Source organism: Paraburkholderia sp. CNPSo 3272 (genome assembly GCF_024206495.1).
Taxonomy (GTDB): Bacteria; Pseudomonadota; Gammaproteobacteria; order Burkholderiales; family Burkholderiaceae; genus Paraburkholderia.
This window is the reverse complement of the sequence record NZ_JAMBPQ010000016.1, coordinates 116,845-143,290: the sequence shown is the minus strand read 5'-3', so window position 1 is coordinate 143,290 and position 26,446 is coordinate 116,845. Positions and strand designations below refer to the sequence as shown.

At 66.2% G+C, this 26,446-nt stretch carries 22 protein-coding genes and 2 pseudogenes; 18 read left to right on the top strand and 6 right to left on the bottom strand.

Translation table 11 applies throughout. The annotated features are described in order from the left end of the window. The first annotated feature begins 54 nt into the window (after window positions 1-54). From M3I53_RS20670 to dsbD, 4 genes and pseudogenes are all read left to right on the top strand, one after another. A complete protein-coding gene (locus tag M3I53_RS20670; protein WP_254317725.1) occupies window positions 55-1,032 on the top strand; it encodes a DNA-directed RNA polymerase subunit alpha in 978 nt (325 codons plus the stop codon). Window positions 1,033-1,172: 140 nt separating this feature from the next. Then, window positions 1,173-1,565, top strand: coding sequence for a 50S ribosomal protein L17 (rplQ, locus tag M3I53_RS20665; protein ID WP_027797304.1), 393 nt, complete (start codon window positions 1,173-1,175; stop codon window positions 1,563-1,565). A gap of 248 nt (window positions 1,566-1,813) precedes the next feature. Beyond that, window positions 1,814-2,123: pseudogene (cutA, locus tag M3I53_RS20660) on the top strand (divalent-cation tolerance protein CutA). After that, complete coding sequence (gene dsbD / locus M3I53_RS20655) at window positions 2,116-4,083, top strand: protein-disulfide reductase DsbD (RefSeq protein ID WP_254317737.1); 1,968 nt, start codon at window positions 2,116-2,118, stop codon at window positions 4,081-4,083. The pseudogene cutA and the gene dsbD overlap by 8 nt, the downstream one beginning before the upstream one ends. Window positions 4,084-4,205: 122 nt before the next feature. Here dsbD and hemB read toward each other — a convergent pair whose 3' ends face one another. Together hemB and yihA are read right to left on the bottom strand one after the other, a co-directional pair. After that, a complete protein-coding gene (gene hemB / locus M3I53_RS20650; RefSeq protein ID WP_028206531.1) occupies window positions 4,206-5,204 on the bottom strand; it encodes a porphobilinogen synthase in 999 nt (332 codons plus the stop codon). Between the two features lie 394 nt (window positions 5,205-5,598). Continuing rightward, complete coding sequence (gene yihA / locus M3I53_RS20645) at window positions 5,599-6,258, bottom strand: ribosome biogenesis GTP-binding protein YihA/YsxC (RefSeq protein ID WP_254317724.1); 660 nt, start codon at window positions 6,256-6,258, stop codon at window positions 5,599-5,601. Between the two features lie 236 nt (window positions 6,259-6,494). On the opposite strand from yihA, the gene M3I53_RS20640 reads away from it, so the two are divergent. The 5 genes from M3I53_RS20640 (at window position 6,495) to msrQ (ending at window position 12,808) form a co-directional block, all read left to right on the top strand. Next, window positions 6,495-7,169, top strand: coding sequence for a cytochrome c (locus tag M3I53_RS20640; protein ID WP_069268222.1), 675 nt, complete (start codon window positions 6,495-6,497; stop codon window positions 7,167-7,169). A 164-nt stretch (window positions 7,170-7,333) separates the two neighbouring features. After that, window positions 7,334-9,571, top strand: coding sequence for a cytochrome c biogenesis protein ResB (locus M3I53_RS20635; protein WP_254317723.1), 2,238 nt, complete (start codon window positions 7,334-7,336; stop codon window positions 9,569-9,571). 46 nt (window positions 9,572-9,617) lie between these two features. Next, the gene (ccsB, locus tag M3I53_RS20630) at window positions 9,618-10,862 is read left to right on the top strand and encodes a c-type cytochrome biogenesis protein CcsB (protein WP_254317722.1); all 1,245 of its coding nucleotides are present in this window, start codon (window positions 9,618-9,620) and stop codon (window positions 10,860-10,862) included. A 206-nt stretch (window positions 10,863-11,068) separates the two neighbouring features. Beyond that, window positions 11,069-12,070, top strand: a complete 1,002-nt coding sequence (msrP, locus tag M3I53_RS20625; protein WP_254317721.1) for a protein-methionine-sulfoxide reductase catalytic subunit MsrP — start codon at window positions 11,069-11,071, stop codon at window positions 12,068-12,070. Between the two features lie 12 nt (window positions 12,071-12,082). Then, window positions 12,083-12,808 carry a protein-methionine-sulfoxide reductase heme-binding subunit MsrQ gene (msrQ, locus tag M3I53_RS20620; protein ID WP_375542559.1) on the top strand — a complete coding sequence of 242 codons (726 nt, stop codon included), beginning with the start codon at window positions 12,083-12,085 and terminating at the stop codon, window positions 12,806-12,808. Window positions 12,809-12,885: 77 nt separating this feature from the next. On the opposite strand, the gene lysA is transcribed toward msrQ, so the two are convergent. Both lysA and M3I53_RS20610 read right to left on the bottom strand, forming a co-directional pair. Next, complete coding sequence (lysA, locus tag M3I53_RS20615; RefSeq protein ID WP_254317719.1) at window positions 12,886-14,157, bottom strand: diaminopimelate decarboxylase; 1,272 nt, start codon at window positions 14,155-14,157, stop codon at window positions 12,886-12,888. 10 nt (window positions 14,158-14,167) lie between these two features. Next, window positions 14,168-14,515: a lipoprotein gene (locus M3I53_RS20610; RefSeq protein ID WP_254317718.1), complete on the bottom strand. Its 348-nt coding sequence runs from the start codon at window positions 14,513-14,515 to the stop codon at window positions 14,168-14,170. Between the two features lie 35 nt (window positions 14,516-14,550). On the opposite strand from M3I53_RS20610, the gene cyaY reads away from it, so the two are divergent. After that, a complete protein-coding gene (cyaY, locus tag M3I53_RS20605) occupies window positions 14,551-14,868 on the top strand; it encodes an iron donor protein CyaY (RefSeq protein ID WP_028206540.1) in 318 nt (105 codons plus the stop codon). A 117-nt stretch (window positions 14,869-14,985) separates the two neighbouring features. On the opposite strand, the gene M3I53_RS20600 is transcribed toward cyaY, so the two are convergent. After that, window positions 14,986-17,421 carry a penicillin-binding protein 1A gene (locus tag M3I53_RS20600; RefSeq protein ID WP_254317717.1) on the bottom strand — a complete coding sequence of 812 codons (2,436 nt, stop codon included), beginning with the start codon at window positions 17,419-17,421 and terminating at the stop codon, window positions 14,986-14,988. A 287-nt stretch (window positions 17,422-17,708) separates the two neighbouring features. Here M3I53_RS20600 and pilM point away from each other — a divergent pair, with 287 nt between their 5' ends. The 8 genes and pseudogenes from pilM to ugpQ all read left to right on the top strand — a co-directional run bounded on the left by pilM (window position 17,709) and on the right by ugpQ (window position 25,767). Continuing rightward, window positions 17,709-18,689: a type IV pilus biogenesis protein PilM gene (pilM, locus tag M3I53_RS20595; protein ID WP_254317716.1), complete on the top strand. Its 981-nt coding sequence runs from the start codon at window positions 17,709-17,711 to the stop codon at window positions 18,687-18,689. Next, window positions 18,686-19,375, top strand: coding sequence for a fimbrial assembly family protein (locus M3I53_RS20590; protein WP_254317715.1), 690 nt, complete (start codon window positions 18,686-18,688; stop codon window positions 19,373-19,375). Before pilM ends, M3I53_RS20590 begins: the two co-directional genes overlap by 4 nt. Then, the gene (locus M3I53_RS20585; RefSeq protein ID WP_254317714.1) at window positions 19,372-20,247 is read left to right on the top strand and encodes a hypothetical protein; all 876 of its coding nucleotides are present in this window, start codon (window positions 19,372-19,374) and stop codon (window positions 20,245-20,247) included. Before M3I53_RS20590 ends, M3I53_RS20585 begins: the two co-directional genes overlap by 4 nt. Next, a complete protein-coding gene (gene pilQ, locus M3I53_RS20580) occupies window positions 20,244-21,857 on the top strand; it encodes a type IV pilus secretin PilQ (protein ID WP_254317713.1) in 1,614 nt (537 codons plus the stop codon). Before M3I53_RS20585 ends, pilQ begins: the two co-directional genes overlap by 4 nt. A 132-nt stretch (window positions 21,858-21,989) precedes the next feature. Next, the gene (gene aroK, locus M3I53_RS20575) at window positions 21,990-22,544 is read left to right on the top strand and encodes a shikimate kinase AroK (RefSeq protein ID WP_254317736.1); all 555 of its coding nucleotides are present in this window, start codon (window positions 21,990-21,992) and stop codon (window positions 22,542-22,544) included. Between the two features lie 73 nt (window positions 22,545-22,617). Then, a complete protein-coding gene (aroB, locus tag M3I53_RS20570; RefSeq protein ID WP_254317712.1) occupies window positions 22,618-23,700 on the top strand; it encodes a 3-dehydroquinate synthase in 1,083 nt (360 codons plus the stop codon). A 127-nt stretch (window positions 23,701-23,827) separates the two neighbouring features. Beyond that, window positions 23,828-24,961, top strand: a pseudogene (locus M3I53_RS20565) (deoxyguanosinetriphosphate triphosphohydrolase); the annotation flags it as partial. Window positions 24,962-25,011: 50 nt separating this feature from the next. Continuing rightward, window positions 25,012-25,767: a glycerophosphodiester phosphodiesterase gene (gene ugpQ, locus M3I53_RS20560; RefSeq protein WP_254317734.1), complete on the top strand. Its 756-nt coding sequence runs from the start codon at window positions 25,012-25,014 to the stop codon at window positions 25,765-25,767. A 35-nt stretch (window positions 25,768-25,802) separates the two neighbouring features. On the opposite strand, the gene M3I53_RS20555 is transcribed toward ugpQ, so the two are convergent. Further along, the gene (locus tag M3I53_RS20555; protein ID WP_254317711.1) at window positions 25,803-26,177 is read right to left on the bottom strand and encodes a YqjD family protein; all 375 of its coding nucleotides are present in this window, start codon (window positions 26,175-26,177) and stop codon (window positions 25,803-25,805) included. Window positions 26,178-26,446: the final 269 nt, after the last annotated feature.

Sequence of the window (26,446 nt, the reverse complement as noted above, 5' to 3'; positions counted from 1 at the left end):
TGCCATCTCAGCCTTATCGGTGTAACGAGCCGAGGGTATTGAAAAGGAAAACCTATGCAAACCAGTTTGTTGAAACCCAAGATCATCGCTGTGGAATCGCTCGGCGACAACCACGCGAAAGTGGTCATGGAGCCGTTCGAACGCGGTTATGGCCACACCTTGGGTAACGCGCTCCGGCGCGTGCTGCTGTCGTCGATGGTGGGCTACGCGCCGACCGAAGTGACGATCGCAGGCGTCGTGCACGAATACTCGACGCTCGATGGTGTGCAAGAGGATGTGGTCAACCTGCTGCTGAACCTGAAGGGTGTCGTTTTCAAGTTGCATAACCGTGACGAAGTGACGGTTACGCTGCGCAAGGAAGGCGAAGGCCTCGTCACCGCTGGCGACATCGAACTCTCGCATGACTGCGAAGTGATCAACCCGGATCACGTGGTTGCGCATCTGACGAAGGGCGGCAAGCTCGACGTGCAGATCAAGATCGAAAAGGGCCGTGGCTATGTGCCGGGCAACGTGCGCCGTTACGGCGAAGAGTCGGCCAAGATCATCGGCCGCATCGTGCTGGACGCGTCGTTCTCGCCGGTTCGCCGCGTGAGCTACTCCGTGGAAAGCGCGCGTGTCGAACAGCGTACCGACCTCGACAAGCTCGTGATGAACATCGAAACCAACGGCGTGATCTCGCCTGAGGAAGCGATCCGCCAGTCGGCGCGCATCCTCGTGGATCAGCTGTCGGTGTTCGCGGCGCTGGAAGGCACGGAAACGGCCGCGGAAGCGCCGTCGCGCGCCCCGCAGATCGACCCGATCCTGCTGCGTCCGGTGGACGATCTCGAACTCACGGTTCGCTCGGCGAACTGCCTGAAGGCCGAGAACATCTACTACATCGGCGATCTGATCCAGCGTACCGAGAACGAGTTGCTCAAGACCCCGAACCTGGGTCGCAAGTCGCTCAACGAGATCAAGGAAGTCCTCGCTTCGCGCGGTCTCACGCTCGGCATGAAGCTCGAAAACTGGCCGCCGGCTGGTCTCGACAAGTAAGAAGTCTGGCACGGACGCGGATTTTCCTTTAAAATCCGCGTCTCGCCTTTTTCATGTACCGGCCCGTGCCTTGATCGGGGTTGCCAAACCCGCGAGGCGATAGAAGAGCTGGACCAAAACTTTGTTTCAAGGAAATTGAAATGCGTCACCGTCATGGTCTGCGGAAACTGAACCGCACGAGCAGCCACCGTCTGGCAATGCTCCGTAACATGTCCAACTCGCTCATCGAGCACGAAGTCATCAAGACGACGCTGCCGAAGGCGAAGGAACTCCGTAAGGTTGTCGAGCCCCTCATCACGCTGGGCAAGAAGCCGTCGCTCGCAAACCGTCGTCTGGCGTTCAACCGCCTGCGCGATCGTGACTCGGTCACGAAGCTGTTCGACGTGCTCGGTCCGCGTTTCGCGAACCGTCCGGGCGGCTACCTGCGTATCCTGAAGTTCGGTTTCCGTGTCGGCGACAACGCACCGATGGCACTGGTCGAACTGCTCGACCGTCCGGAAGTCGCGGAAGAGAACGTCCAGGAAGCGGAATAAGCTTTCCGTCGCTCGATCCCCGGATTGAGCCGCATGCAAAAAAGCCAGGCCTAGCCTGGCTTTTTTGTTTTCGGGCGCGGATTAAATCGCGTCGTGCCGTGTTTGCCGGTTGCAGTCCGCTTTTGCCACACGGTGCACGAGAGAAGCCGATCGGCGCCGATGGTACGATTACGTTCTGCCCCGAAGCCCGTTTGCCGTCGCACACGGGCGCCACGCCGGAGTTCGTCGTGACCCTCAATGTGACCCTGATGCTGACTACGGTGCCCGACGAGAGCGCCGCCGAAACGCTCGCCGCCGGGGCGCTCGCGCAGCGTCTCGCCGCGTGCGTGACGCGCCTGGGCGCCGTGCACTCGCAGTATCACTGGCAGGGCAACATCGAGTCGGGCAACGAGATCCAGCTGCTCTTCAAGACGAGCCTCGCCCGCGCGGCCGCTCGAACAGTTCATCCAGACCCAGCATCCCTACGAGACGCCCGAGATTCTCTCGTGGCAAGCCACGGCGTCGAACGCCTACGGGCAATGGGTCAATGCCGAGACTCAGCGCACTCTTCATGTTTAACCGCTTCGATCGGCGCTCGCGCGCCGCGCCGTACGCTACGCTGTCCGGCTTCCTCCTGCTCGTCTGCTGCCTGCTGCCGATGCTGTTTAGCACTTCGCTGGCGCGAGCCGCCGACGACGACTTCCTGCCGCCCGACCAGGCCTTCACGTTCAGCGCGAGTGAAGCGCCGGGCATGGTCGACGTGCACTTCAAGATCGCAGACGGCTACTACATGTACCGCGAGCGCTTCGCCTTCGCCGCGCGCAACGGCACGGCGCAGATCGGCGAGGCGCAGATCCCGCCTGGCCACGTCAAGTTCGATCCGACTTTCCAGAAGAATGTCGAAACCTATCGGGGTGAACTGACGATCCGCGTACCGGTTCAGAAGGCGAGTGGTCCGTTCGATCTCGCGGTGACCTCGCAGGGCTGCGCCGATGCGGGCATCTGTTATCCGCCCGCGGAACACGTGTTTCACGTCAGTGGCGCGGCTTTGCAGGCCGCTGCGGCCGGCCAGAGCGCCGTGCCGGGCGCCGCGAACCCGACGCCCGCGCCCCAGCCGCAGACCAGCGCAGCACCCGCAGCAGACGCCACCGAGGAGCCCTGGTACGAACGCGCCACGAGCGCCGACTACGCGCAGTCGCTGCTGCAAGGCGGCGGCTTTTTCGCCGTGGTGGGTCTCTACTTCGTGGCCGGCATGGTGCTGAGCCTCTTGCCCTGCTCGTATCCGATGATCCCGATCCTGTCGGCGATCATCGTCGGTGAGGGCGAGCGCGTCACGCGCTCGCGCGGCTTCGCGCTCTCGTTCGTCTACGTGCTCGGCATGGCGCTCGTCTACACGGTGCTCGGCATCGCCGCCGCGCTGGTCGGCCAGAGCCTTGGCGCATGGCTGCAGAACCCGTGGGTGCTGGGCGTGTTCGCGGTGCTCCTCACCGCGTTCGCCGTCATGCTGATCGCGGGCTACGACATCGCGCTGCCGCAGCGCTGGCAGGACGGCGCCTCGCGCGCCACCCAAGGCCGTTCCGGCGGCAAATTCGCCGCCGTCGCCGTGATGGGCGCGCTTTCCGCGCTCGTGGTGGGCGCCTGCATGACCGCGCCGCTCTTCGCGGTGCTGGCGTTCATCGCGCACACGGGCAACGCCCTGCTCGGCGGCGCGGCGCTTTTTGCGATGGGCCTGGGTCTCGGCGTCCCGCTGATGATCCTCGGCCTCGGCGCGGGCACGCTGCTGCCGCGTGCGGGCACGTGGATGGACGGCGTGAAGGTGTTCTTCGGCGTCGTGCTGCTCGCGGCCGCGCTGTGGATCGTCTGGCCGGTGCTTGGCGCCACCGCGCAGATGCTGCTCGCCGCCCTCTGGCTGCTGCTCGCGGCCGCCGCGCTTGGCCTGTTCACGCCGAACGCGGGTGCGGCCAACGTCTGGCGGCGCCTCGGGCGTGGTCTCGGCGCGGCGTTCGCGATCTGGGCCGCGACGCTGATCGTCGGTCTTGCGGCGGGTTCGACCGATCCGCTGCGCCCGCTCGCGGTGCTGGCCGCTCGCGTGGGCGGCGCGAGCGATGTTGCCGCCGCCGGCGCGACGCCGTTCACCGGCGCCGGCGAAGCGAAGGCGCTGGTATTCGCACCCGTGCGTTCGCCCGCGCAGCTCGACGCGGCGCTCAAGACTGCGGGCAAACCGTCGATGCTCGACTTCTACGCCGACTGGTGCGTGAGCTGCAAGGAAATGGAGAAGTTCACGTTCAGCGACCCGCGCGTGCAGGCGCGCCTCGCGGAGCTGGGGCTCTTGCGCGCCGATGTAACCGCCAACAATTCGGACGACCAGGCACTGCTCAAGCGCTTCGGGCTCTTCGGACCGCCGGGCATCATTTTCTTCGATACGCAAGGGCGTGAAGTGCTGCGCGTGGTCGGCTACGAGAATGCCGACCGGTTCCTCGCGCGCCTTGATCGCGTGACGGCGCCGGCGCCGCAGACGCCGGCAGCGCCATCGGCCTGATTGGCCCTGATTGGGCCGATCGGCATGATCGGCAGCATTGCGCGCGCGTGAGAGCGCGCATCGGCCCAAAAGCAAAAAGGCACGTCCGCGGACGTGCCTTTTTCATACGATGCGTGCAGCGCTTACTTCTGTGCGCGCAGCAAACGCGCGGCGTCGAGCGCGAAATACGTGAGAATGCCGTCGGCGCCCGCGCGCTTGAACGCGAGCAGCGATTCCATCATCACCTTGTCGTGATCGAGCCAGCCGTTCTGGGCTGCGGCCTTGAGCATGGCGTACTCGCCGCTCACCTGGTACACGTAGGTCGGAAAGCGGAATTCGTCCTTCACACGGCGCACGATGTCGAGATACGGCATGCCGGGCTTCACCATAACCATGTCGGCGCCTTCCTCGATGTCGAGGCGCACTTCGCGCAGCGCCTCGTCCGAGTTCGACGGGTCCATCTGGTAGGTCATCTTGTTGCCCTTGCCCAGATTCGACGCCGAGCCCACGGCGTCGCGGAACGGACCATAGAACGCCGAGGCGTATTTGGCCGAGTACGCCATGATGCGCGTGTGGATGTGGTTCTCGCTTTCGAGCATCTCGCGGATCGCACCGATGCGCCCGTCCATCATGTCCGAAGGCGCGACGATATCGACGCCGGCTTCCGCCTGCGCGCGCGCCTGCGCAACGAGGATCTCGATAGTCTCGTCGTTGATGACGTAGCCGTTTTCGTCGAGCACGCCGTCCTGGCCGTGGCTCGTGTACGGGTCGAGCGCGACGTCGCAAAGCACGCCGAGGTCGGGGAAGCGTTTCTTCAGTTCGCGCACGGCGCGCGGAATCACGCCGTCGGGGTTCGTCGCCTCGATGCCATCGGGCGTCTTGAGCGCCGGATCGACGACGGGGAAGAGCGAAAGCACCGGAATGCCGAGTTCGACGCACTGCTCGGCGACGCCCATCAGCAGATCGATCGACACGCGTTCGACGCCGGGCATCGACGGCACGGCTTCGCGCACGTTGTTGCCCGCAATCACGAATACGGGGTAGATCAGGTCGTTCGTGGTGAGGAGGTTTTCGCGCATCAGACGGCGCGAGAAATCGTCACGTCGCATGCGGCGCGGACGATGATGCGGATAGAAGCTCATGTCGGCGGATATCTTGAAACGGGATGGGTTCCTGGGGCGCAGGAAACTTTTCGGGACAATGGTATATCATACCGATCGAGCGAGGCGCCTGGCGCCGAGCTCCCCGCTTCTCCTCCCTGAGCGGGTGCCTGTCGTTTTTCGATAAGGCTGTTTAACCCGCCGGAAATCACGGCGGGTTTTTTTATGTGCGCCGGAAGGGGCGTGGCAAAGCCCGCGGCGCAAGCGAACGGGCGCTTGTGGCAGCGTTTGGCGTGGTCTGTATGCGCTAGCCCACATAACGCGGCAAATGCCGCGCCGGCCTTGCGAAAAGATCTGATGAAAGCGCATGAAAAGCCCGACAGTATGGGCTTTCACACGACTGAGGGCCTGCCCGAAGCGACTGGCCCGAGGTGCGCTATTCCGCTTGCGCGTCGGTTTCGCCGACGGATTCCTGCGGCACGATCCAGCTCTCGATCACCGCGTGCGCTTCGTCGAGCCCAACGCGCTTGAGCGCCGAAAAGAGCTGGGCGCTCAGCTTCCCTTCGTAGCCTTGCTTGCTGTATTCGTCCAACGCCTTGTTCGTCGTGCGCAGCGCGAGCACGCTTTCTTGGCGCGTCAATTTGTCGCACTTCGTGAGGAGTGTGTGGATCGGTTTGCCCGTCGGCGCAAACCATTCGATCATGCGGCGGTCGAGGTCGGTGAGCGGGCGGCGGGCATCCATCATCAGGATGAGCCCCGAGAGCTGCGCGCGCGTTTGCAGATAGAGCGAAAGCAGCTGCTCCCAGTGCGCCTTCGCGGCTAACGGGACTTCGGCATAGCCGTAGCCGGGCAGGTCGACGAGATAGCCCGCTGGTTCGTCCGCGGGGCCGACTGAGAAGTAGTTGATATGCTGGGTGCGGCCCGGCGTCTTCGAGGCGAAGGCGAGCCGCTTCTGGTTGCACAGCAGATTGATGGCGGTGGACTTGCCGGCGTTCGAACGGCCGGCGAACGCCACCTCGGGCCGCGCCGTAGCGGGCAGGTCGCGCAAATGGTTCACCGTCGTGTAGAAGCGGGCTTGGTGCAGCAGGAAGGCCATCGGAAAGGACCACAATGTGAGACAACGCGGCGGGTGGCCCCGCCGGGCCCGGACGCGCCCGGGATGGATTCTGGGATATCGGGGGCAGGCCCGACTGGCGCCGTGGCGCCTTGCGCGCTATTGTACAATGCGATGGTTTACTGAATACCAGTGAGGCCAGCGCGGGCCTTCGAGGTAGACGGTCGCTGTCGTCCATTGCAGAACCTGATTCCCACAAGACGAAACAAGGTGCGCGAATGAATCGACTGGGCAAGTGCTTGAAGGTATTCGAGAGTGCGATAGCGTCAGGTCTTACAGCAGGTCTATTCATGATGGCGGGGCAGGCAAGCGCGGCGGATCAGGGAACGCCGGCCAAGCCCGACGTCGCCCGGGGGCAAGCCATTGCTGCGCAGGTATGCGCGGCCTGTCACGCGGCGGACGGTAACAGCTCCGGCGGCGCGTATCCCAAGCTCGCCGGCCAGCACGCCGACTATCTCGTCAAGCAACTCAAGGACTTCAAACCGCAGCCCGGCGGCAAGCCGGCGGCGCGCGCAAACCCCATCATGGCCGGCTTCGCTGCCGCGCTGTCAGACCAGGATATGATCAACGTCGCAGCCTGGTTCGCCTCCCAGACACCCAAACCCGGCTACGCGCACGACGCGAAGACCGTGCCGTTTGGCCAGTCGATCTGGCGCGGCGGCATCGCCGACAAGGGCGTGCCAGCCTGTGCAGCGTGCCACGGACCCACGGGCCAGGGGATTCCGATCCAGTTTCCGCGTCTTTCGGGCCAGTGGTCGGAATATGTCGTTGCACAACTCAATGCTTTCCAGCAGGGCACGCGTAACAATAACGATCCGATGCGAACCATCGCGCACCGGCTCTCGGACGACGAGATCAAGGCCGTCGCCGATTACGCCGCCGGGCTGCATTGAGCGTAATCGGTTTGCCGCACGTTTGATCAGCAGTTTCACGGCGCGGCCGGCCGGAAAACAAGAAAAGGGTGAGGGCGTCGTCACGCCGACGGCGCGCCTGCACCCTTTTTTGCTGTAGCGCCTGATCGGCGAGAAGCCAGCAAAAGCGATAAAGCGGAGTTTGAATGAGCGTCACCACGCAGGGTTTGCAGTTGAATGTTCGCCAGAAGGCGGTGAAAGTCGCCGTCGAGCTGATCAGTTCGATGCGCTTCGCGATTGCGCTGCTCGTCGTGCTCGCCATTGCGAGCATCATCGGCACGGTGCTCACGCAGGACGACCCGTACCCGAACTACGTCAACCAGTTCGGCCCTTTCTGGGCCGATATCTTCCGCTCGCTGAGCCTCTACACGGTCTACAGCGCGTGGTGGTTCATGACGATCCTCGGCTTTCTCGTGGTGTCGGTCTCGCTGTGCGTGATCCGCAACGCGCCAAAGATGCTCGCCGACATGAAGAGCTGGAAGGACAAGGTCCGCGAAGGCAGCCTGCGCGCGTTCCATCACAAGGGCGAGTTCGCGGTAGAGGACGGCACGCGCGAGCAAACGGCCGCCACGCTCGGCAAGCTGGCGGGGCGCATGGGCTACCGGTTCGTCACGCGCGAGAGCGATGGCGCGACGCTCATCGCGGCCAAGCGCGGTGCGCTTACGAAGATCGGCTACATCTTCGCGCACCTCGCGATCGTGATCATCTGCCTCGGCGGCCTGCTCGACAGCAATCTGCCGATCAAATTCCAGATGTGGCTGTTCGACAAGACGCCGATCCGCAGCAACGCAGTCATCAACGACATTCCCCCCGAGCACCGGCTCTCGCAGTCGAACCCGACCTTCCGCGGCTACGCGTGGGTACCCGAGGGCCAGTTCGTCTCCACGGCCATCCTCAACCAGCCCGACGGCTCGCTGATTCAGGACCTGCCGTTCTCCATCCAGCTCAACAAGTTCATCGTCGATTACTACTCGACCGGCATGCCCAAGCTGTTCGCGAGCGACATCGTCGTGATCGATCACAAGACGGGCCAGCGCGTTCCGGCGCGCATCGAGGTGAACGAGCCGTTCGAGTACGACGGCGTGTCGATTTATCAGTCGAGCTTCCAGGACGGCGGCTCGCAGATGTCGATGACGGCGTGGCCCATGTCGGGTGCAAGCGCGAAGACCTTCCCGTTCGGCGGCACGATCGGCAATTCGGCGCCGCTCGCGGTGCCTGCTGGCCAGGCGCTGCCGGGCGTGGATGGGCAGACGATCGAATTCGCGGACTTCCGCGCGATCAACGTCGAGAACATCTCGAATGGCAGCGGCGCGAACGACGCGCGCGGCGTGGCGCACCAGTCGCTCAAGGAAGCGTTCGACGAGCGCCTCGGCTCCGGTGCGAAGAGCTCGAAGCCGCTCGACCTGCATAACGTCGGCCCCTCGGTACAGTACAAGGTGCGCGACAAGGACGGCCAGGCGCGCGAGTACAACAATTACATGCTGCCCGTGGACGTGGGCGGCGGCGATCGCATGTTCCTCGCGGGCATGCGCGAGAATCCCGACGATCCGTTCCGCTACCTGCGAATTCCCGCCGACAGCGGCGGCACGCCGAAAGAGTGGATGATGCTGCGCGCGGCCTTCGAGGACCCCGCATTGCGCGCGCAGGCCGCGAAGCGTTTCGCCGCGCGCTCAGTCCCCGCTTCGAACCGCGAGTTGCAACAGCATCTCGAGGACAGCGCCGAGCGCGTCTTGACCCTGTTCGCGGGATCGGACGCCCCGCAGGCAGGCGCTGCGGGGGCTGCAGGTGCCGCAGGCGGCTTCCAGGCCGTGGCGGCGTTCATTGACAAATCGGTGCCGAAGGAGCAGCAGGAAAAGGCCGCGAGCCTCCTGCTGCGCATGCTCGAGGGCGCGACATGGGACCTCTGGCAACTCGCGCGGGAGCAGGCAGGCGAGCCGGACCTGAAGCCCGATGCCGACGCCGCGCGCTTCGTACAGGATTCGATCAACGCGATATCCGACAGCTTCCTGTATGGATCTCCTGTCTATCTACAGCTCGATTCATTCAAGCAGGTGCAAGCTTCGGTATTTCAGTTGACGCGCGCGCCGGGCAAGAAAGTCGTGTATCTTGGCAGCCTGTTGCTCGTGCTCGGCATCTTCTCGATGTTTTACGTGCGTGAGCGGCGTGTGTGGTTCTGGCTGAAGGACCGGAAGGGTCAGGACGGTCAGGACCACGGCGTCGACGTCATCATGGCGATGTCGACCGCCCGCCGTACCCTCGACTTCGAGAAGGAGTTCGCCCGTACCCGCGACGCGGTCGGCCGTGCGCTAGGCGCGGCGCCGCAAACAGGCGCCACCAACCAGGCGGGCGACACGAACGGCAGCGGCACGGACCGTGCGCCCTGATCCACGCACGCGATTGCAGCCACTCACGATCAACACCGGTAAGCCCATGGACTTGTCTCAGGTTTCCTCCTCCGCGAAGGCCCGGCGCGCCGAACGTGCGCAGGTGGCCAATGCCGCTGTGGCGCACGGCGCCGCAAGTGAGCGCGATCCCCTCGCCGATATTCTGTTCGACGAACGCCCTTTCCTGCGCCGCCTGACGGTGGTGGACTGGCTGTTCGCGCTGGCGCTCGTGGCGGGCGCGGGCTTCGCGCTCTCGCGCTACCACGCGCACATGAACTATTACGACAAGCTGGTGCTCTGCGGCACGACGCCGGCACTCGTCGTACTGGGGTGGCGCTGGAAGCCAGCGCGGCTGCTCATGGCCGGCATCGCAGTGCTCGCGCTGTTCGCGATCCAGATCTACCAGGGCGATCTCGCGCGCGCGGATCAGGCCTTCTTCCTCAAGTATTTCCTCTCCAGCCAGTCGGCCATTCTGTGGATGAGCGCGCTGTTCGTGCTCGCCACGCTGTTCTACTGGATCGGCCTGCTTTCGCGCTCGCCCTCGGGCGGCTCGATCGGCTCGAAACTCACGTGGGCGGCGGTGCTCATGGGCTTCGTCGGCCTGATGGTGCGCTGGTACGAGTCCTACCTCATCGGCGCGGACGTCGGGCACATTCCCATCTCGAACCTCTACGAAGTGTTCGTGCTGTTCAGCCTCATCACCGCGCTCTTCTATCTGTATTACGAAAAGCACTACAACACGCGTGCGCTCGGCGCGTTCGTGCTGCTGGTGATCAGCGCGGCCGTGGGCTTCCTGATGTGGTACTCGATCTCGCGCGACGCGCAGCAGATCCAGCCGCTCGTGCCCGCGCTGCAGAGCTGGTGGATGAAGATCCACGTGCCGGCGAACTTCATCGGCTACGGCAGCTTCGCGCTTTCGGCCATGGTGGGCGTGGCGTACATCATGAAGGAGCGCGGCGTGCTGGCGGACCGCCTGCCCGCGCTCGAAGTGCTCGACGACGTCATGTACAAGTCGATCGCCGTGGGTTTCGCGTTCTTCACCATCGCGACGATTCTCGGCGCGCTGTGGGCGGCGCAGGCCTGGGGCGGCTACTGGAGCTGGGACCCGAAGGAAACCTGGGCGCTGATCGTGTGGCTCAACTACGCGGCCTGGCTGCATATGCGGCTCATGAAGGGCCTGCGAGGCGGCGTGGCGGCCTGGTGGGCGCTCACGGGTCTGCTCGTCACGACCTTCGCGTTCCTTGGCGTGAACATGTTTCTTTCGGGCCTGCACAGCTACGGCAAGCTGTAACCGAATCCGCTCTCAAGACGAACTAACCGTCGGATGCCTCGCGCTCCGACGGTTTTTTTTCGTCCGCCGGGAAGTTTTCTGCGAATTGCGCGTTTGCCCGCTTGAGGTCATTCAGTCGATCCACGTCCTGCGCTGCACGGCAGGACGGGTCGAGATACGATCAATGTGCTGGCGGCGCACGCCACGCAAGACGCAGGAGCAGCGATATGTGGATCAAGCGGAGCAGCAGGATCTTGCTCAACGGTGACGACATCCGCGCGAGCGAAATCACGCCGCAAAAGGTATACGAAGAGCGGCGGCGCATTCTGCGGGCAGCGGGCGCGCTCGCGCTCGGCGGCATCGCGGGGCCGTTCGGTGCAAGAGAGGCGCTTGCGGAATACGCCCCCGGCGACCCGAAGGCGCAGAAGCTCGCCGCGCAGACGAACACCAGGTTCATCGCGCTCGACAAGGTCACGCCCTACAAGGACATCACGACCTACAACAACTTCTACGAATTCGGCACCGACAAGGGCGACCCGGCTCAAAACGCGCATACGCTGCGGCCGCGTCCGTGGAAGCTGAGCGTCGAGGGCGAGGTGAAGAATCCGAAGGTCTATGACATCGACGAGATCCTCAAGCTCGCGCCGCTCGAAGAGCGCGTGTACCGGCATCGTTGTGTGGAGGGCTGGTCGATCGTCGTGCCGTGGATCGGTGTTTCGCTTTCCGAACTGATCCGCCGCGCGCAGCCCACGGGCAACGCGCGCTACGTGCAGTTCATCACGCTCGCCGACCCCTCGCAGATGCCGGGCCTCGCCGAGCCGATTCTCGACTGGCCGTATTCCGAAGGCCTGCGCATGGACGAAGCGATGAACCCGCTCACGCTGCTCACGGTGGGCCTTTACGGCCAAGTGCTGCCGAACCAGAACGGCGCGCCCGTGCGCGTGATCGTGCCGTGGAAGTACGGCTTCAAGAGCGCGAAGTCGCTGGTGAAGATCCGCTTCGTCGCGAACCAGCCGCCCACGAGCTGGAACAAGTACGCGCCGAACGAGTACGGCTTTTATTCGAACGTGAATCCGAACGTCGATCACCCGCGCTGGAGTCAGGCCACGGAGCGGCGCATCGGCGAGGACGGCTTCTTCCAGCCCAAGCGCAAGACGCTTATGTACAACGGCTACGGCGACCTCGTCGCGTCGATGTATCAGGGCATGGATCTGCGCAAGAACTTCTGAGCAACGAGCTTGATGGAGCGAGAGATGGAATCGACGACGACACCGCAGGCCGCAGCGCGCGTGGGGGCGGGGCAGACGCGTCCTGCGCGAAAGGCGGGTGCGGCGAGCGTGACGGGCCCGCGCTGGCTGCCGTGGGCGAACGTGGGGGTGTTCGTCGCGGCGTTGTATCCGCTCGCGCGTCTCGTGCTGTTCGGCTTCACAGACGGGCTCGGTGCGAATCCGATCGAGTTCATCACGCGGTCCACGGGCCTGTGGACGCTGGTGTTCCTCTGCATCACGCTTGCGGTCACGCCGCTGCGACGACTCACGGGCTGGAATACGCTGATCCGCTTTCGGCGCATGCTGGGCCTCTTCGCGTTTTTCTACGCGACGCTGCACTTCACGACCTACATCTGGTTCGACAAGTGGTTCGACGTCGCCGCGATGTTCAAGGACGTGGGCAAGCGGCCGTTCATCACGGTGGGTTTCGCGGCGTTCGTGCTGCTGATTCCGCTCGCCGTGACGTCCACGCGCGCGATGGCGCGGCGGCTCGGACGCCGCTGGCAGACGCTGCATCGGCTCATCTACGCGATCGGCGTGCTGGCGATCCTGCACTTCTGGTGGATGAAGGCGGGCAAGCACGACCTCGTGCTGCCCAAGCTCTACGGCGCGATCATGCTGGCGCTGCTCGGCTGGCGCGTGGCCGTGTGGCTGCTTGCACGCTGGCGTGCTTCGCGCGCGGGTGCGGGCGCCGCGTAGGTGCACCGCGCGCAGGCAGGCAAATAAAAAGCGACGCCGTGGCGTCGCTTTTTTACATGGGCGAGCGGACGCAAGACTCAGTCCGGCAGCACGCGCTCGCTCGCGAACAACTGCGCCACGCTTTCGCGCTCGCGCGCGAGATGCACGCGCTTGCCGTCGACCATCACTTCGGCCGCGCGCGCACGCGTGTTGTAGTTCGAGCTCATCACGAAGCCGTATGCGCCCGCGGAGCGGATCGCGAGCACGTCGCCCGGTTCGATCGCGAGCGAGCGGGCGCGGCCCAGCCAGTCGCCGCTTTCGCACACCGGGCCAACCACGTCGTAGGTCTGCGGCGCGGACTGGCGCGCAACCACCGGCTCCATCGCGTGATACGCGTCGTACATGGCGGGACGGGCGAGGTCGTTCATTGCGGCGTCGACGATCGCGAAGTTCTTTTCCGAGCCCGGCTTCAGGAACTCGACCGTGGTGAGCAGGATGCCCGCATTGCCCACGAGCGAGCGCCCCGGCTCGAAGTAGACCTCGCGCGCCTTGCCCGTTCTCGCGCCATACGCCTCGATGCGGTCGAGCACCGTGCGCACGAACTCGCCGATGTCGGGTGGCGTTTCGTCATCGTAGGTGATGCCGAGGCCGCCGCCCACGTCGATGTGGCGGATGTTCACGCCGTCGGCTTCGATCTGGTCGACGAGTTCGAGCAGCTTGTCGATGGCGTCGAGATACGGCGCGATTTCGGTGATCTGCGAGCCGATGTGGCAGTCGATGCCGACCACGTCCAGGTGCGCCATGGCCGCGGCCGCGCGATAGGTCGGGCGCGCTTCGTCGAATGCCACGCCGAACTTGTTCGCCTTCAGGCCGGTGGAAATGTACGGATGCGTTTTCGGATCGACGTCCGGATTCACGCGCAGCGAAACCGGCGCCTTCTTGCCGAGCTTGCCCGCCACCTCGTTGAGGCGGTCGAGTTCGGGAATCGACTCGACGTTGAAGCACTTCACGCCAGCTTCGAGCGCCGCGCGCATTTCGCCGGCGGTCTTGCCGACGCCCGAGAACACCACGTCCTGCGCTTTACCGCCTGCCGCGAGCACGCGGGCGAGTTCGCCCGCCGAAACGATGTCGAAGCCCGCGCCTTCGCGCGCGAATACGTTGAGCACGGCGAGGTTGCTGTTCGCCTTGACCGCGACGTGCACCTTGGCGCGGCGGCCGGCGCAGGCGTCGGCGTAGGCGTGCCATGCGGCGGTGAGCGCCGCGCGCGAATACACATAAAGCGGCGTGCCGTACTGTGCTGCGAGATCTGCGGCCGAGACGCCTTCTACGAAGAGCGTGCCGTTATCGCGGTGAAAAGCGGACTGGGTCATGCGAGCGTTCTTACTGGATTGGCGTGGCGTCGGAAGCCGCCTGCGGGCTGCCGGTGGTCGCGGGTGTGGTGCCGAGTTCGGTGTCCGGCGACAGCGAAAGCGGCGTGCCGGAGGTGTCCGGAATCGTGCCTACGGGCGCCGAAGCCGACTCCGGAGCACTCGCAGGCGTCGCGCCGGTTTCCGGCTGCGTGGTTTCGAAATTGGGCTTGGGCGGAAGCGGCGGCACGGTGGGCATGTAGAGCGCGCCGCGCTGGCCACAGCCTGCGAGCGCGGCGGCGCCGATCGCAAAAGCCGCTAGAATCGCGCGGGGCGTCCATGCGCTGGGGGCCGCTGCGCGCGTCCGGGAAATGACACGCATAATTGTCCCTGAATGAATAACCGGTGGAGTTTAGCATGCCAGACAATGACTACCTGAGCCGCGCGGAGGCCGTGCTGGCGGCCGTGGAGCGGGCCGTGGACGAGGCCGAAGCGGACATCGAACTCGAGCGCAGCGGCAACGTTCTGACGCTCGAATTCGAGAATCGCACGAAGATCATCGTGAACCTGCAGCCGCCGATGCGCGAAATCTGGATCGCGGCGAAGGCAGGCGGTTTCCACTATCGCTTCATCGACGGCGAATGGCGCGATACGCGCACGGGCACCGAGTTCTTCTCGGCGCTCACGGCCTATGCAACGGAGCAGGCGGGCGAGCCGGTACGGTTCGAGCCGTAAGGGCGCAAGCGTGAGCTCATAAAAGAAACGGGCGCGAGTCGCAAGACTGTGAACTGAACCCCAAGAGTTGGACATAGATCCGACCCTTGGGGTTTGTTCATGGCCCTGCGGTGTGCCTCAGTGCCCGCGGAACAGATTCATGATGTCTTCCTTCTCCTTCGCATTCACGTGCTCGGGCGTCGGGTCTGCACCGGCATCGTCGGCGCCCGATGCGCCGCCAGCCGACGCTTCGAGCGCCGCCTGACTGATGCCCACTGTCGAGACGAAGCCGTGGCCCGGCGTGGCGTCGGCGTAGTAGAGCTCGTCGCCGAGCGTAACGATGCCGTCCGGCATCGCCATCTTGTACTCGGGCACGCCGCTGAGCGCCTTCTGCATGTAGTCGATCCAGACCGGCAGCGCGAGACCGCCGCCCGTTTCCTTGTCGCCGAGGCTGCGCGGATTGTCGTAGCCGATCCAGGCGATCGCGGCCAGCGTGTGCTGATAGCCCGCGAACCACGCGTCGCGCGAGTCGTTGGTCGTGCCGGTCTTGCCGCCGAGGTCGGTACGCTTGAGGACGTTCGACTTCGCGCCCGTGCCGCGCTGCGCGACGCTCTGCAAGAGGCTGTTCATGATGTACGCGTTGCGCGGGTCGATGGCGCGCGGCGCGTTCTGCTCGGCCACGAGCGGCTGCGCCTGAGCGACCACCATGCCGCGCTGGTCGGTGACCTCGGCGATCAGATACGGATTCACGCGATAACCGCCGTTGGCGAACACCGAATAGCCCGCGGCCATTTGCAGGGGCGTGACGAGACCGGCGCCGAGCGCCATCGGCAGGTAGGCGGGATGCCGGTCGGCGTCGAAGCCGAAGTGCGTGATGTACTGCTGTGCGTACTTCGTGCCGATGTGGTTGAGGATACGGATCGACACGAGGTTCTTCGACTTCATGAGCGCCGTACGCATGCTCATGGGACCATCGAAGCCGCCACCGTAGTTCTTCGGCTCCCACGGCTGGCCGCCTGTTTCGGCGGCGCTGAAGAAGAGCGGCGCGTCGTTGATGACGGTCGCCGGCCCGAGTCCCTTGTCGAGCGACGCCGAGTAGATGAACGGCTTGAAGCTCGAACCCGGCTGGCGCCATGCCTGGGTGACGTGGTTGAACTTGTTCTTGTTGAAGTCGAAGCCGCCCACGAGCGCGCGGATCGCGCCGTCCTGCGGCACGATCGAGATGAACGCGCCTTCGATTTGCGGCAACTGCGTGATCGACCAGTCTCCCGCGTTGTTGCGCGCGACGCGGATGATCGCGCCCGGCCGGATCTTCTGCGACGGCTGCGCGCGCGCGGAGAGTGCGAACTGCGCGAAGCGCACCCCGTCGCCGGTGATGCTCGTTGTGTTGCCGTCCATGAACGTGACCCGCACTTCCTTCGGGCTCGCCGCCGTCACGACCGCCGCCACGAGTTCGCCGTTGTCGGGGTGCTCGACGAGCGCGTCGTCGATGGCCTGCTCGCGCTCGTCGCTGTCCGTAGGCAGGTCGATGAACGCCTCGGGTCCGCGATAGCCGTGGCGCCGCTCGTAGTCCATCAGCCCCTTGCGCAGCGCGCGATAGGCGACGTCCTGATCGGCGGAGTCGATGGTGGTGACGACGTTCAGACCGCGCGTATACGCCTCCTCGTGGTACTGCGCGTACATCATCTGGCGCACCATTTCCGCGACGTACTCGGCGTGGACGCTGAATTCCTTGCCCGCGCCCTTGACGACGAGCGGCTGCGCCGCGGCCTCGTCATACTGCTGCTGGGTGATGTAGTGCAGCTCGAGCATGCGCTGGAGGATGTACTCCTGACGCACCTTCGCCCGCTTCGGATTGACGACCGGGTTGTAGGCCGACGGCGCCTTGGGCAGCCCGGCCAGCATCGCGCACTCGGCGAGCGTGAGGTCTTTCAGATCCTTTCCAAAGTACACGCGCGCGGCGCTCGCGAAGCCATATGCGCGCTGGCCCAGATAGATCTGATTCATGTACACCTCGAGAATCTGATCCTTCGAGAGCTTCGACTCGATCTTGTAAGCGAGCAGCATCTCGTAAATCTTGCGCGTGTAGGTCTTTTCGCTCGAAAGGAAGAAGTTGCGCGCCACCTGCATGGTGATCGTGCTGGCACCCTGGGTGGCGTGGCCGTTGGTGAGTGCGACGAAGCCCGCGCGCGCAATGCCGGCGAGATCGACGCCGCCGTGATCGTAGAAGCGCGCGTCTTCGATGGCGAGAATGGCCTTCTTCAGGTTGTCGGGCACGTCCTTGAAATGGACGATATCGCGCCGCTCCTCGCCGAATTCGCCGATCAGCACGTGGTCGCGCGTGTAGATGCGCAACGGCACCTTCGGGCGATAGTCGGTGAGCGCCTCGAGCGACGGCAGGTTGGGCGTCGCCACGACGAGCGCGTAGCCGAGCACCAGCGCCACGCACACCACGCCCGCGAAGATGAGGCCGAAAAAGGCGATCAGCAGCGTGGCCCACCACGGGCGCTTGCGCCGCCGGGGCGGCTCGGGCGGCGTGGAAGGCGGTACGGACGAAGGAAGCTGATCTTGCATACGAACACCAGAAAAACAGTCCCGCGATTATAGCCGCCGCTCGCTCGCGGGCTTTCTAGATGCTTACATTGATGGGGGCGCGGACACGCAACCCGCTGTTTTTGTCGACGTTTGTACTGACGCTTCTGTTGATATTCGCACTGTAGACGCGCCCCTCGCGCGTGGATAGCGCTTGCACCGACCGTTGGCCGTTCGGCCGAATATTCGCGCGCCGCCCTGGTTCGCACAATCTCCTCATGGTGGCGCCGTGAACGGTTTGCGGCGCGCGCACGTACGGGAGGGGTGCGATGGGTTTCGGTAATCCGCTGTTGTTGGGCGCTCGCCGCTTTGCTGCGGGAGTGGATCTAAGCGCACGCGGGGTCACGCTCGCGGTGTTGAGCCGGCGCATTCTCGGGGCGGGGCCGGTCCGTCTCGAATGGCTGGCGGCCGCGCCGCTCGCGCGCGAAGCGCTCGCAGGCGCGGAGATCGTCGACCGGGCGGCCATCGTCGCGGCGCTTCGCAGCGTGTTTAGCGAGTTGCCGCGCGCCAGCGCCGCGGCGTCGCTGCGTTGTGCGATGGCGCTGCCCACGAGCGCGACGCTCGTCGCGACTGTGCCGCTCGCGCGTCTGGCGCCCTCGGGCGCTACGGACGAATCGGGTATTCACGCGGCGCTCGAGCCGCTCGTGCTGGCGGAGGCGGAGCGTGTCGCGGGTGTGGAGCGCGGCGAGCTGGCGGTCGACTGGGATGTGCTCCCGGCCACACCACGCAGCCACGAAGCGCAGGTGACGATTGCGGCGACAGCGCGGCAGCATCTCGAAGCGCGCATCGAATGCGCGGCCATGGCGGGCATCACGCTGAGCGCCGTGGACGGCGACGCGCACGCGGCGTTGCGCGCCATGCGGCACGCGGCGCTCTACGAGTTGCCGGCGCACGAACCCTGGGTGGCGATCTGGGTCGGCCCGGAAGGCGTGCACGGCTGGTTGCTCGTCGACGACTCGGTCATCCGGCACATGCGCTTTCCCGCGCTCGAACATGCCGATCTCGTGGAGGCGCTGCGCGACCTCGTCGCGGGCGAACAGGCCGGCTGCGTGCAGGTCTCGGGCGAGCTTGCCATGCTGCGCGGCGCGAATTTCACGATGGCCGACATCGGCGACGCGCTGGGTGCACCGGTGCTGCCCTTCGAATGCGCACCGCTGGCCGACGTCGAGTGGCCGCTCGCGGCGACGCTGCTGCATGACCCGGCGTGCGCGGTGGCCTTCGGACTCGCGCTGCGCGGGGTGGCGGAATGACGCTCGCGCGCGGGGTGCGCGCCTTTCCGGCCCAAGCCATCGGTGGATTCAATCTGTTGCCGTGGCGGCAGCGCGCGATGCGCAGGCTGCTTCGCCGGCGCCTGCTCGAATGGGGCGCCGCGGCGTTTGGCGGGTGCGCTTGTGCGCTGGGTGTCGTGCTTTGGCAGCGCGTCGAATTTAGCGCACTCGAGGCTCGGCGCGTGGCGCTGGAGCGGCCGCTGGCGCAGTGGCGCGCACCGCTCGCCGAGGCGCAGCGCCTCACGCGGGAGAGCGAAGCGCGGCGAGTCGGCGATCGACTGGCCCGGCAGCACGCGCAAGTTACGACGCGCTTTTTAGCCCTTGCAGACGCGTTGGCAAGCGACGCTGCGCCAGGTGTCGGCTTGCAGCAGCTCGCGCAGTTCGCCGATGAAACCGATCTGCAGGCGAGCGCGGCGGACGAATCGGCGGCTGCGGCCTGGCTCGGACGGCTGCGCTCGCTGCCCGACGTCGAGGCCTTGAGCGTGCGTGAACTGAAGCGCGGCGTGCCGGCTGGCGCTGCACGTGAGCGTGCGCCCGATGGCGAACCGATTCGCGTGGCGGCTCATCTCGTCTGGCAAGGCGCCAGCACCGTGCCGCGGGCTGGCGCACCGCGAGCGCGCAAGGCGTCCCGAGCATCGAGCGGCGCCGCAGCGAAGGAGGCGACATGAGCACAATGCCTGCTCACGCCGGACAGGAGCGGGCGCTCGTTTTCGCGCAGTCAGGCATGAGCAGCGCGTTGCGCGGCTGGCCGCCGCTTTACGCGTGGAGCCCGCGCCGCCGCCTGGCTGTCGGGCTGTCGATGGCCGTGCTGGCTCTCGCTATCGCGAGCGGTGCCTGTATTGTCGGGGATCCGCTTGGCGTGCATGAAGCGCGCGCCGCGCTGGAAGGCGCTCAACGGCGCCACGCCGACGCCCGGCAAGTCCTGGCGCGCCTGCCCGCGCTGCGCGACGCTGCGGCGCGAACGACTTCGCGTGCGCCGCGTGCTGGAAATTCCGCCGACGACATTCGCCGCATCTCGCAACTCGCTGCGCAATCGGGCCTCGTGTTGCACGCGCTGGAGCCAGGCGCCGGGGGCGGCGCGCAAGCCGAGGCGTTCAGGACGGTCAATCTGGTCGCCCAAGGCAGCTTCGCGCAACTGCGTGGGCTGCTCGAAGGGTTGGCGGGCGAGCCGGCACTCACGGTGCCATCCGAGCTTGCAGTCCGGCGCACGGGGACCGGCTTGTCGGTCTCAGCAACTTTGCGTGTGTACGATGCGCTTCCCCCTGCGCCGCTGGCGGTAGCGTCTGCCGCAGCGGCGGCTCGCGATCCCTTCACGCATGCGGCTGCGGCCGGGAGGGCGGAAGACGGGTGGCGCCTTGCCGGCATTCTGCAGGATCGGCAGCGCATCGTCGCGCTCCTGGAAACGCCCGAGGGCGTCGTGACCGCGCAGGCGGGCGAGGCGGTCGGTGACGCTCGCGTGCTGGAAATCGGCCCGGCGCGGGTCGTCGTCGCGGCGGGTGGGACGACGCGCGCGCTCGCCTGGGCGGAGCCGGCGCAATGAGCGTGCGCAAACGGAGCGTTGCTGTCCTCGGCGGGTTGACGGTGAGCGTTGCTGCATGCGCTGCATGGGCCGCGGTGCCGTTGCCTCGACCTGGGTGGGCAGGTCCGCCAGCGGCGCTCGCGCGCTACGAAGTGCCGCCGTTACCCGATGGTGCGGCTGAGCCCGCAGTGAAACAGTGGATCGCCAATCCGTTCGCGGGAGGCAGCGATGCTCCTGCGCCCGAAGACGCTTCGCAGGCGCTCGCGGACGGCGACGCTGGCGCGTCCCAACTCGCCTCCCAGCCTTCGCGCGAACCCGGCACCGACGCCCCAGCAGCCGGGCCGCTCGAAGGACCGCCCGTACCCATGCGCGCGCCGATGCGCCTTCGCGACGCCGACGCAGCCAACGACGGGTTGCCGCCGGACCGGCCGATCACGCTCAACTTCCAGCGGGCAGAACTCACGGCTGTGCTGCATGCGTTCGCCCAGTTCACGAAGCTCAATATCGTCGCAAGCGAACGGGCGCGCGGCCGGGTGACGTTGCGCCTCGACCGCGTGCCGTGGCGTACCGCGTTCGACCTGCTGCTAGAGGCAAGCGGCCTGGCGATGTCGCGCATCGGCGATGTGATCTGGGTCGCGCCCGCCGCGGAGGTGGCGGCGCGCGAGCGGCAGCGTTACGAGGCGCACGCCCGGGCCGCGGAGCTGGAGCCGCTCGCGAGCCGGTCGTTCGAGTTGCACTACGCACGCGCCGAGGATTTGCGCCGCTTCCTGACCGGTTCGGGCACCCAGCGCGCTTTGTCGAAGCGCGGCACGGCGGTGGCTGACGCGCGCACGAACCTCTTGTTCGTCACCGACCTGCCGGGCCGACTCGAGCAGATCGGCGAGCTCGTGTGGCGGCTCGATGCGCCCGCGCGTCAGGTGCTGATCGAGGCGCGCATCGTCGAGGGAGACGAGGGGCTGTCGCGCGAATTGGGCGTGCGTCTTGGCGTGACGCCGGTGGCCGTGGATGCAACGCCCTCACGCGGCCTGACCACGAGAGCCGACGGCACGGTGTACGACCTCGCGGCGGGCCCGATCGCCGGCTTCGAGGCCGCAGGCCTTGGGCTCACGTTGCTGGCCGCGCGCGCCACGCGCCTGCTCGACATCCAGTTGAGCGCGCTCGAGGCAGAAGGGCGCGGGCGCGTGGTGTCGAGTCCGCGCGTCGTCACCGCCGACCGTACGAAGGCTGTCGTCGAGCAGGGCACCGAGCTGCCTTATCAGGCGAAGGTCGGGCAGGGCGTTTCGGGCGTGCAGTTCCGGCGCGCCAGCCTGAAACTCGAAGTCGAGCCGCAGATCACACCCGATGGCCGCGTGATACTCGACCTCGATGTGGCCAAGGACAGTGTCGGCGAGCAAACGGCCGCCGGGCCTGCGATCAACACCAAACACGTGCAGACACGCGTGGAAATCGAAGACGGCGGGACGGTCTCGATAGGCGGCATCGACGCCACCGATGACCGTGATGATGTGACGCGCGTCCCACTCCTGGGCAAAATACCGGTTCTGGGCGCGCTTTTTTCGCATCGCGCGCACCGGGATCAGCGCAGCGAACTGGTGGTGTTCATCACGCCGCGTGTCGTGGAGTCGAATTGACCCTCGTTGATTGCCCAGACCGGCCGCAAGCGCGCAGCCGCATGTTCGTCGGGGCCGGAACAACGGGGCAGCAGGCTCGACAACGCCGCCGCTTTGCCAGTAAGCTGCGGCACCAACCTTTCGTAGGAAACGCTGCAAGTGCGGGACGCAAACGCCAATGTATTTTTTGTAGGGCTCATGGGCGCCGGCAAGACGACCGTGGGCCGGGCGGTCGCGCGCCGGCTGGAGCGTCCGTTCTTCGACTCCGATCACGAGATCGAGGCGCGCACGGGCGCGCGCATCCCGGTGATCTTCGAACTCGAAGGCGAAGCGGGTTTTCGCGACCGCGAGGCACAGATGATCGAAGAGCTCACGGGGCGCGAAGGCATCGTTCTCGCGACCGGCGGCGGCGCGGTGCTGCGGCCCGAGAATCGCGCGGCGCTCAAGGCGCGCGGCTTCGTCGTGTATCTGCGCGCGCATCCGCATGACCTGTGGCTGCGCACGCGGCGCGACAAGAATCGTCCGCTCCTGCAAACCGAAGACCCTAAGGCGCGGCTCGAAGCGCTGTACGAAGTGCGCGACCCGCTATATCGCGATGTCGCGGATTTCGTGATCGAAACCGGCCGGCCTTCCGTCAACGGACTCGTCAACATGGTGCTGATGCAGCTCGACATGGCCGGCGTCGTGCGGGCCACGGCGCGCGAGTAGGGCGCAGGTCGCGCTGTGAGTGGCGCTGAGTCCTGAAGCAGGCAGTGCATCGGAAACCCAACAGGTTCAGAGCATGATTACCGTCAACGTCGAACTGGGCGAGCGCGCCTACCCCATCCATATTGGCCCCGGCCTGATCGGTCAGACGGCGCTTTTCGCGCCCCATATCGCCGGCAAGTCGGTGACGATCGTGACGAACACCGTTGTCGACCCGCTCTACGGCGAGGCGCTGCGCGCCGCGCTCGCGCCGCTCGGCAAGGACGTCAACACGGTGGTGCTGCCCGACGGCGAGGCGCACAAGAACTGGGAAACGCTCAACGAGATCTTCGACGCGCTGCTCACCTCGCGCGCCGATCGCAAGACCACGCTCATCGCGCTGGGCGGCGGCGTGACGGGCGACATGACGGGCTTCGCGGCCGCCTGCTACATGCGCGGCGTACCGTTCATCCAGGTGCCGACCACGCTGCTTTCGCAGGTCGATTCGTCGGTGGGCGGCAAGACGGGCATCAATCATCCGCTCGGCAAGAACATGATCGGCGCGTTCTACCAGCCGCAGGCCGTGATCGCCGACATCGGCGCGCTTGCCACGCTGCCGCAGCGCGAGCTGGCGGCGGGCATTGCCGAGGTCATCAAGACCGGCGCGATTGCCGACGCCGAATTCTTCGACTGGATTGAAGCCAACGTCGAATCGCTCAACCGTTGCGAGCCCGAAGCGCTCGCGCACGCTGTCAAGCGCTCGTGCGAGATCAAGGCATCGGTCGTGGCCGCCGACGAGCGCGAGGGCGGCCTGCGCGCCATCCTCAACTTCGGCCATACGTTCGGCCATGCGATCGAGGCCGGGCTCGGCTACGGCGAGTGGCTGCACGGCGAGGCGGTGGGCTGCGGCATGGTGATGGCGGCGGACCTTTCGGTGCGCATGGGCATGCTGGACGAAGTTTCGCGCACGCGCCTCGTGCGCGTGGTCGAGGCCGCGAAGCTGCCGGTGCGTGCGCCCGCGCTCGGTGCCGAGCGCTACGTCGAGCTGATGCAGGTCGACAAGAAGGCCGAGGGCGGGGCGATCAAGTTTATCCTGCTCGAGCGCTTCGGCGAGACGCATATCGGCCGCGCGCCCGACGAAGCCGTGCAGGCCACGCTCGCCGCCGCGACGCAGAGCTGAGGCGGCGCCGGCGACAACCCTTTGCGGAGGAACGGTGAGCGACACCCGCAGCGATAACCGTAGTGATCCCCATAGTGTTCAGGAAGGCAGCGAGGCGCCTGGTGGCGACGCCAGCGCCGCGCTGGTCGCGTCATTCGAGGCCGGCCTCGCGCCTTACGCGGCGCACGCCTCGCGCTCGCGCGGGCGGCGCTACCCAGAGCCGCCGCCCGCCGCGCGTAGCGAGTTCCAGCGCGACCGTGACCGCATCGTCCATTCCACGGCGTTTCGCCGCCTCGAGTACAAGACCCAGGTGTTCGTGAATCACGAGGGCGATCTCTTTCGCACGCGGCTCACGCACAGCCTGGAAGTCGCGCAGATCGCCCGTTCGGTCGCCCGCAACCTGCGCGTGAACGAGGATCTGGTCGAGGCGATCTCTCTCGCCCACGACCTCGGCCATACGCCGTTCGGCCATGCGGGCCAGGACGCGCTCAACGAGTGCATGCGCGAGCACGGTGGCTTCGAGCACAATCTGCAGAGCCTCGCGGTCGTGGACGAGCTCGAAGAGCACTACGGCGCGTTCGACGGCCTGAACCTGTGCTTCGAGACGCGCGAAGGCATTCTCAAGCACTGTTCGCGCGAGCATGCGCGGCATCTGGGCGATCTGGGCGAGCGTTTTCTGCTCGGCCGGCAGCCGTCGATCGAAGCGCAGATCGCCAATATCGCCGATGAAATCGCCTACAACAACCACGACGTCGACGACGGTTTGCGCTCGGGCCTGCTCACCATCGAGCAGCTCGCCGAGGTCGAACTCTGGCAAACGCACTACGACGCCGCGCGCGCCGAATATCCGCAGATCGAGGGCCGCCGGCTGGTTCACGAGACGGTGCGGCGCATCATCAACACGCTGATCGTCGATCTGATCGGGCAGACGCGGCGCAATCTCGCCGAGTGCGCGCCGCAGTCGCTCGACGACGTGCGCACGGCGCCCGCGCTCGTCGCGCACAGCGAGCGCGTGGCCGCGCAGGCGGCAGCGCTCAAGCGCTTCCTCTACCGCAACCTGTATCGCCACTATCGCGTGATGCGCATGGCCAACAAGGCGCGGCGCGTGGTGAAGGGGCTGTTCGAGGCGTTCAGCGAAGACTCGCGCCTGTTGCCGCCGCCGTACCAGACGCAGGACGCCGCCGTGCAGCCGCGGCTGATCGCGCATTACATCGCGGGTATGACCGACCGCTACGCCCTGAAGGAGTACCGCCGTCTCTTCGTCGTCGCCGACGACGTTTGAGGGCGCGGCTCGCCCTATCTCACCGCCCCTGCCTTCCGGGAGCCCATTTGATCAAGTCCTGGCCCTATCCGCGCGTTGCCGCGCACCGAGGAGGCGGCACGCTCGCGCCCGAGAACACGCTCGCGGGGCTGCGCACCGGTGCGGGCCTCGGCCATACGATGGTCGAGTTCGATGCCAGGCTGTCCCTCGACAACGTCGTGTTCCTGCTCCACGACGACACGGTGGACCGCACGTCGAACGGGCACGGCGCGGCGGCGTGCATGCGCTACGCGGAACTTGCCACGCTGGACGCGGGCAGCTGGCGGGACGCGCGTTTTGCAGGCGAACGGATGCCCCCGCTCGCTCAAGTCGCGGCGTGCTGTCGTGAGCTGGGGCTTGCGGCGAACGTCGAGATCAAGCCTTGCACGGGCCGCGACGTGGAGACAGGGCGCATGGTCGGCGCCGAAACGGCGCGCCTGTGGGAGCAAGAAGCGCAGACGGGCATGCCGCCTTTGCTCTCGTCGTTTTCCTACGCGGCGCTCGAGGCAGCGCGCGCGAGCGCGCCGCAACTGCCGCGCGGCCTGCTATTCGAGCGCGTGCCCGCCGACTGGCGCGAGCAGACGGCGGCGCTCGAGTGTGTGTCGCTCCATACGAGCCATCGCCATCTGGACGAGGCGCTCGTCGAGCGCATCAAGTCGGCGGGGCTTTTCATCCTCGCCTATACGGTGAACGACCTCGAGCGCGCCCGGCAACTAGTGAGCTGGGGCGTCGATACGGTCTGCACCGACCGTATCGACGTGATCGGGCCGCACACGCTCGACGCTTGAGGCCCAGCCCGGGCGCCCGGCGCCCGGATCTTCCTTCAGCGGCGCGACAGCAGGGCGCCCATTACCAGCGCTACGCCGCCAGCGATCGCGACGGCCTGCCAGGGATTACGGTGCACGTAGTCGTCGGCGCCGGCGATGGCCGCGTCAGTATGGTCGCGCGCGGCTGCACGCGCCACTTCGAGCCGCTCGCGGGCGGCGTCGAGACGCTTGCGGATGTCGGCGCGCAGCGCGGCGGCATCGGCCTGGGTTCCTTCGCCCAGCGTGTTTTCCAGCTCGGCGAGCAGATCACGCAGCTCGTCGGTGATATCGGCGGCGGCGCTGCGGCCGCGGCGCGCGATGCGCCGCGCGTGTCGGCTGGTGCGCGTCCAGGAATCGCCGAGGGCTTCTCGCGTGTTCGGAAAGGCGCTCATGTATGGCTCCGTCGTTGAAAAGTCACAGGTAAAAAGGCTCGCCGCGGGGCGCACGAAAAAGGGCGCGGTAGGGCGAGGGCAGGAGGGCAAGTATTGCGCAATTCCAGTGCCCGAGCCTTGAACGAGCGCAGCGCGCCGGGGGCAAACGCCTGCCAGGCTGGGATTCGCTCTCTGGTGACAAAACAGGTGATTACGGGGACAGCACGCTTTTTCGCAGAGGCATAGAATCAGGATAAGCCCATGCGAAGGCGGGGAAAAATCGATGGAGA

Bases quoted from the DNA above. Each gene is read 5' to 3' on its own strand.
- pilQ (WP_254317713.1), top strand. From the start codon at position 20,244: ATGAGCGTGCGCAAACGGAGCGTTGCTGTCCTCGGCGGGTTGACGGTG.
- rplQ (WP_027797304.1), top strand. From the start codon at position 1,173: ATGCGTCACCGTCATGGTCTGCGGAAACTGAACCGCACGAGCAGCCAC.
- M3I53_RS20610 (WP_254317718.1), bottom strand. From the start codon at position 14,515: ATGCGTGTCATTTCCCGGACGCGCGCAGCGGCCCCCAGCGCATGGACG.
- pilM (WP_254317716.1), top strand. From the start codon at position 17,709: ATGGGTTTCGGTAATCCGCTGTTGTTGGGCGCTCGCCGCTTTGCTGCG.
- yihA (WP_254317724.1), bottom strand. From the start codon at position 6,258: ATGGCCTTCCTGCTGCACCAAGCCCGCTTCTACACGACGGTGAACCAT.
- M3I53_RS20585 (WP_254317714.1), top strand. From the start codon at position 19,372: ATGAGCACAATGCCTGCTCACGCCGGACAGGAGCGGGCGCTCGTTTTC.
- aroB (WP_254317712.1), top strand. From the start codon at position 22,618: ATGATTACCGTCAACGTCGAACTGGGCGAGCGCGCCTACCCCATCCAT.
- M3I53_RS20640 (WP_069268222.1), top strand. From the start codon at position 6,495: ATGAATCGACTGGGCAAGTGCTTGAAGGTATTCGAGAGTGCGATAGCG.
- hemB (WP_028206531.1), bottom strand. From the start codon at position 5,204: ATGAGCTTCTATCCGCATCATCGTCCGCGCCGCATGCGACGTGACGAT.
- M3I53_RS20590 (WP_254317715.1), top strand. From the start codon at position 18,686: ATGACGCTCGCGCGCGGGGTGCGCGCCTTTCCGGCCCAAGCCATCGGT.
- dsbD (WP_254317737.1), top strand. From the start codon at position 2,116: ATGTTTAACCGCTTCGATCGGCGCTCGCGCGCCGCGCCGTACGCTACG.
- M3I53_RS20635 (WP_254317723.1), top strand. From the start codon at position 7,334: ATGAGCGTCACCACGCAGGGTTTGCAGTTGAATGTTCGCCAGAAGGCG.
- msrQ (WP_375542559.1), top strand. From the start codon at position 12,083: ATGGAGCGAGAGATGGAATCGACGACGACACCGCAGGCCGCAGCGCGC.
- M3I53_RS20600 (WP_254317717.1), bottom strand. From the start codon at position 17,421: ATGCAAGATCAGCTTCCTTCGTCCGTACCGCCTTCCACGCCGCCCGAG.
- ccsB (WP_254317722.1), top strand. From the start codon at position 9,618: ATGGACTTGTCTCAGGTTTCCTCCTCCGCGAAGGCCCGGCGCGCCGAA.
- M3I53_RS20555 (WP_254317711.1), bottom strand. From the start codon at position 26,177: ATGAGCGCCTTTCCGAACACGCGAGAAGCCCTCGGCGATTCCTGGACG.
- msrP (WP_254317721.1), top strand. From the start codon at position 11,069: ATGTGGATCAAGCGGAGCAGCAGGATCTTGCTCAACGGTGACGACATC.
- cyaY (WP_028206540.1), top strand. From the start codon at position 14,551: ATGCCAGACAATGACTACCTGAGCCGCGCGGAGGCCGTGCTGGCGGCC.
- M3I53_RS20670 (WP_254317725.1), top strand. From the start codon at position 55: ATGCAAACCAGTTTGTTGAAACCCAAGATCATCGCTGTGGAATCGCTC.
- lysA (WP_254317719.1), bottom strand. From the start codon at position 14,157: ATGACCCAGTCCGCTTTTCACCGCGATAACGGCACGCTCTTCGTAGAA.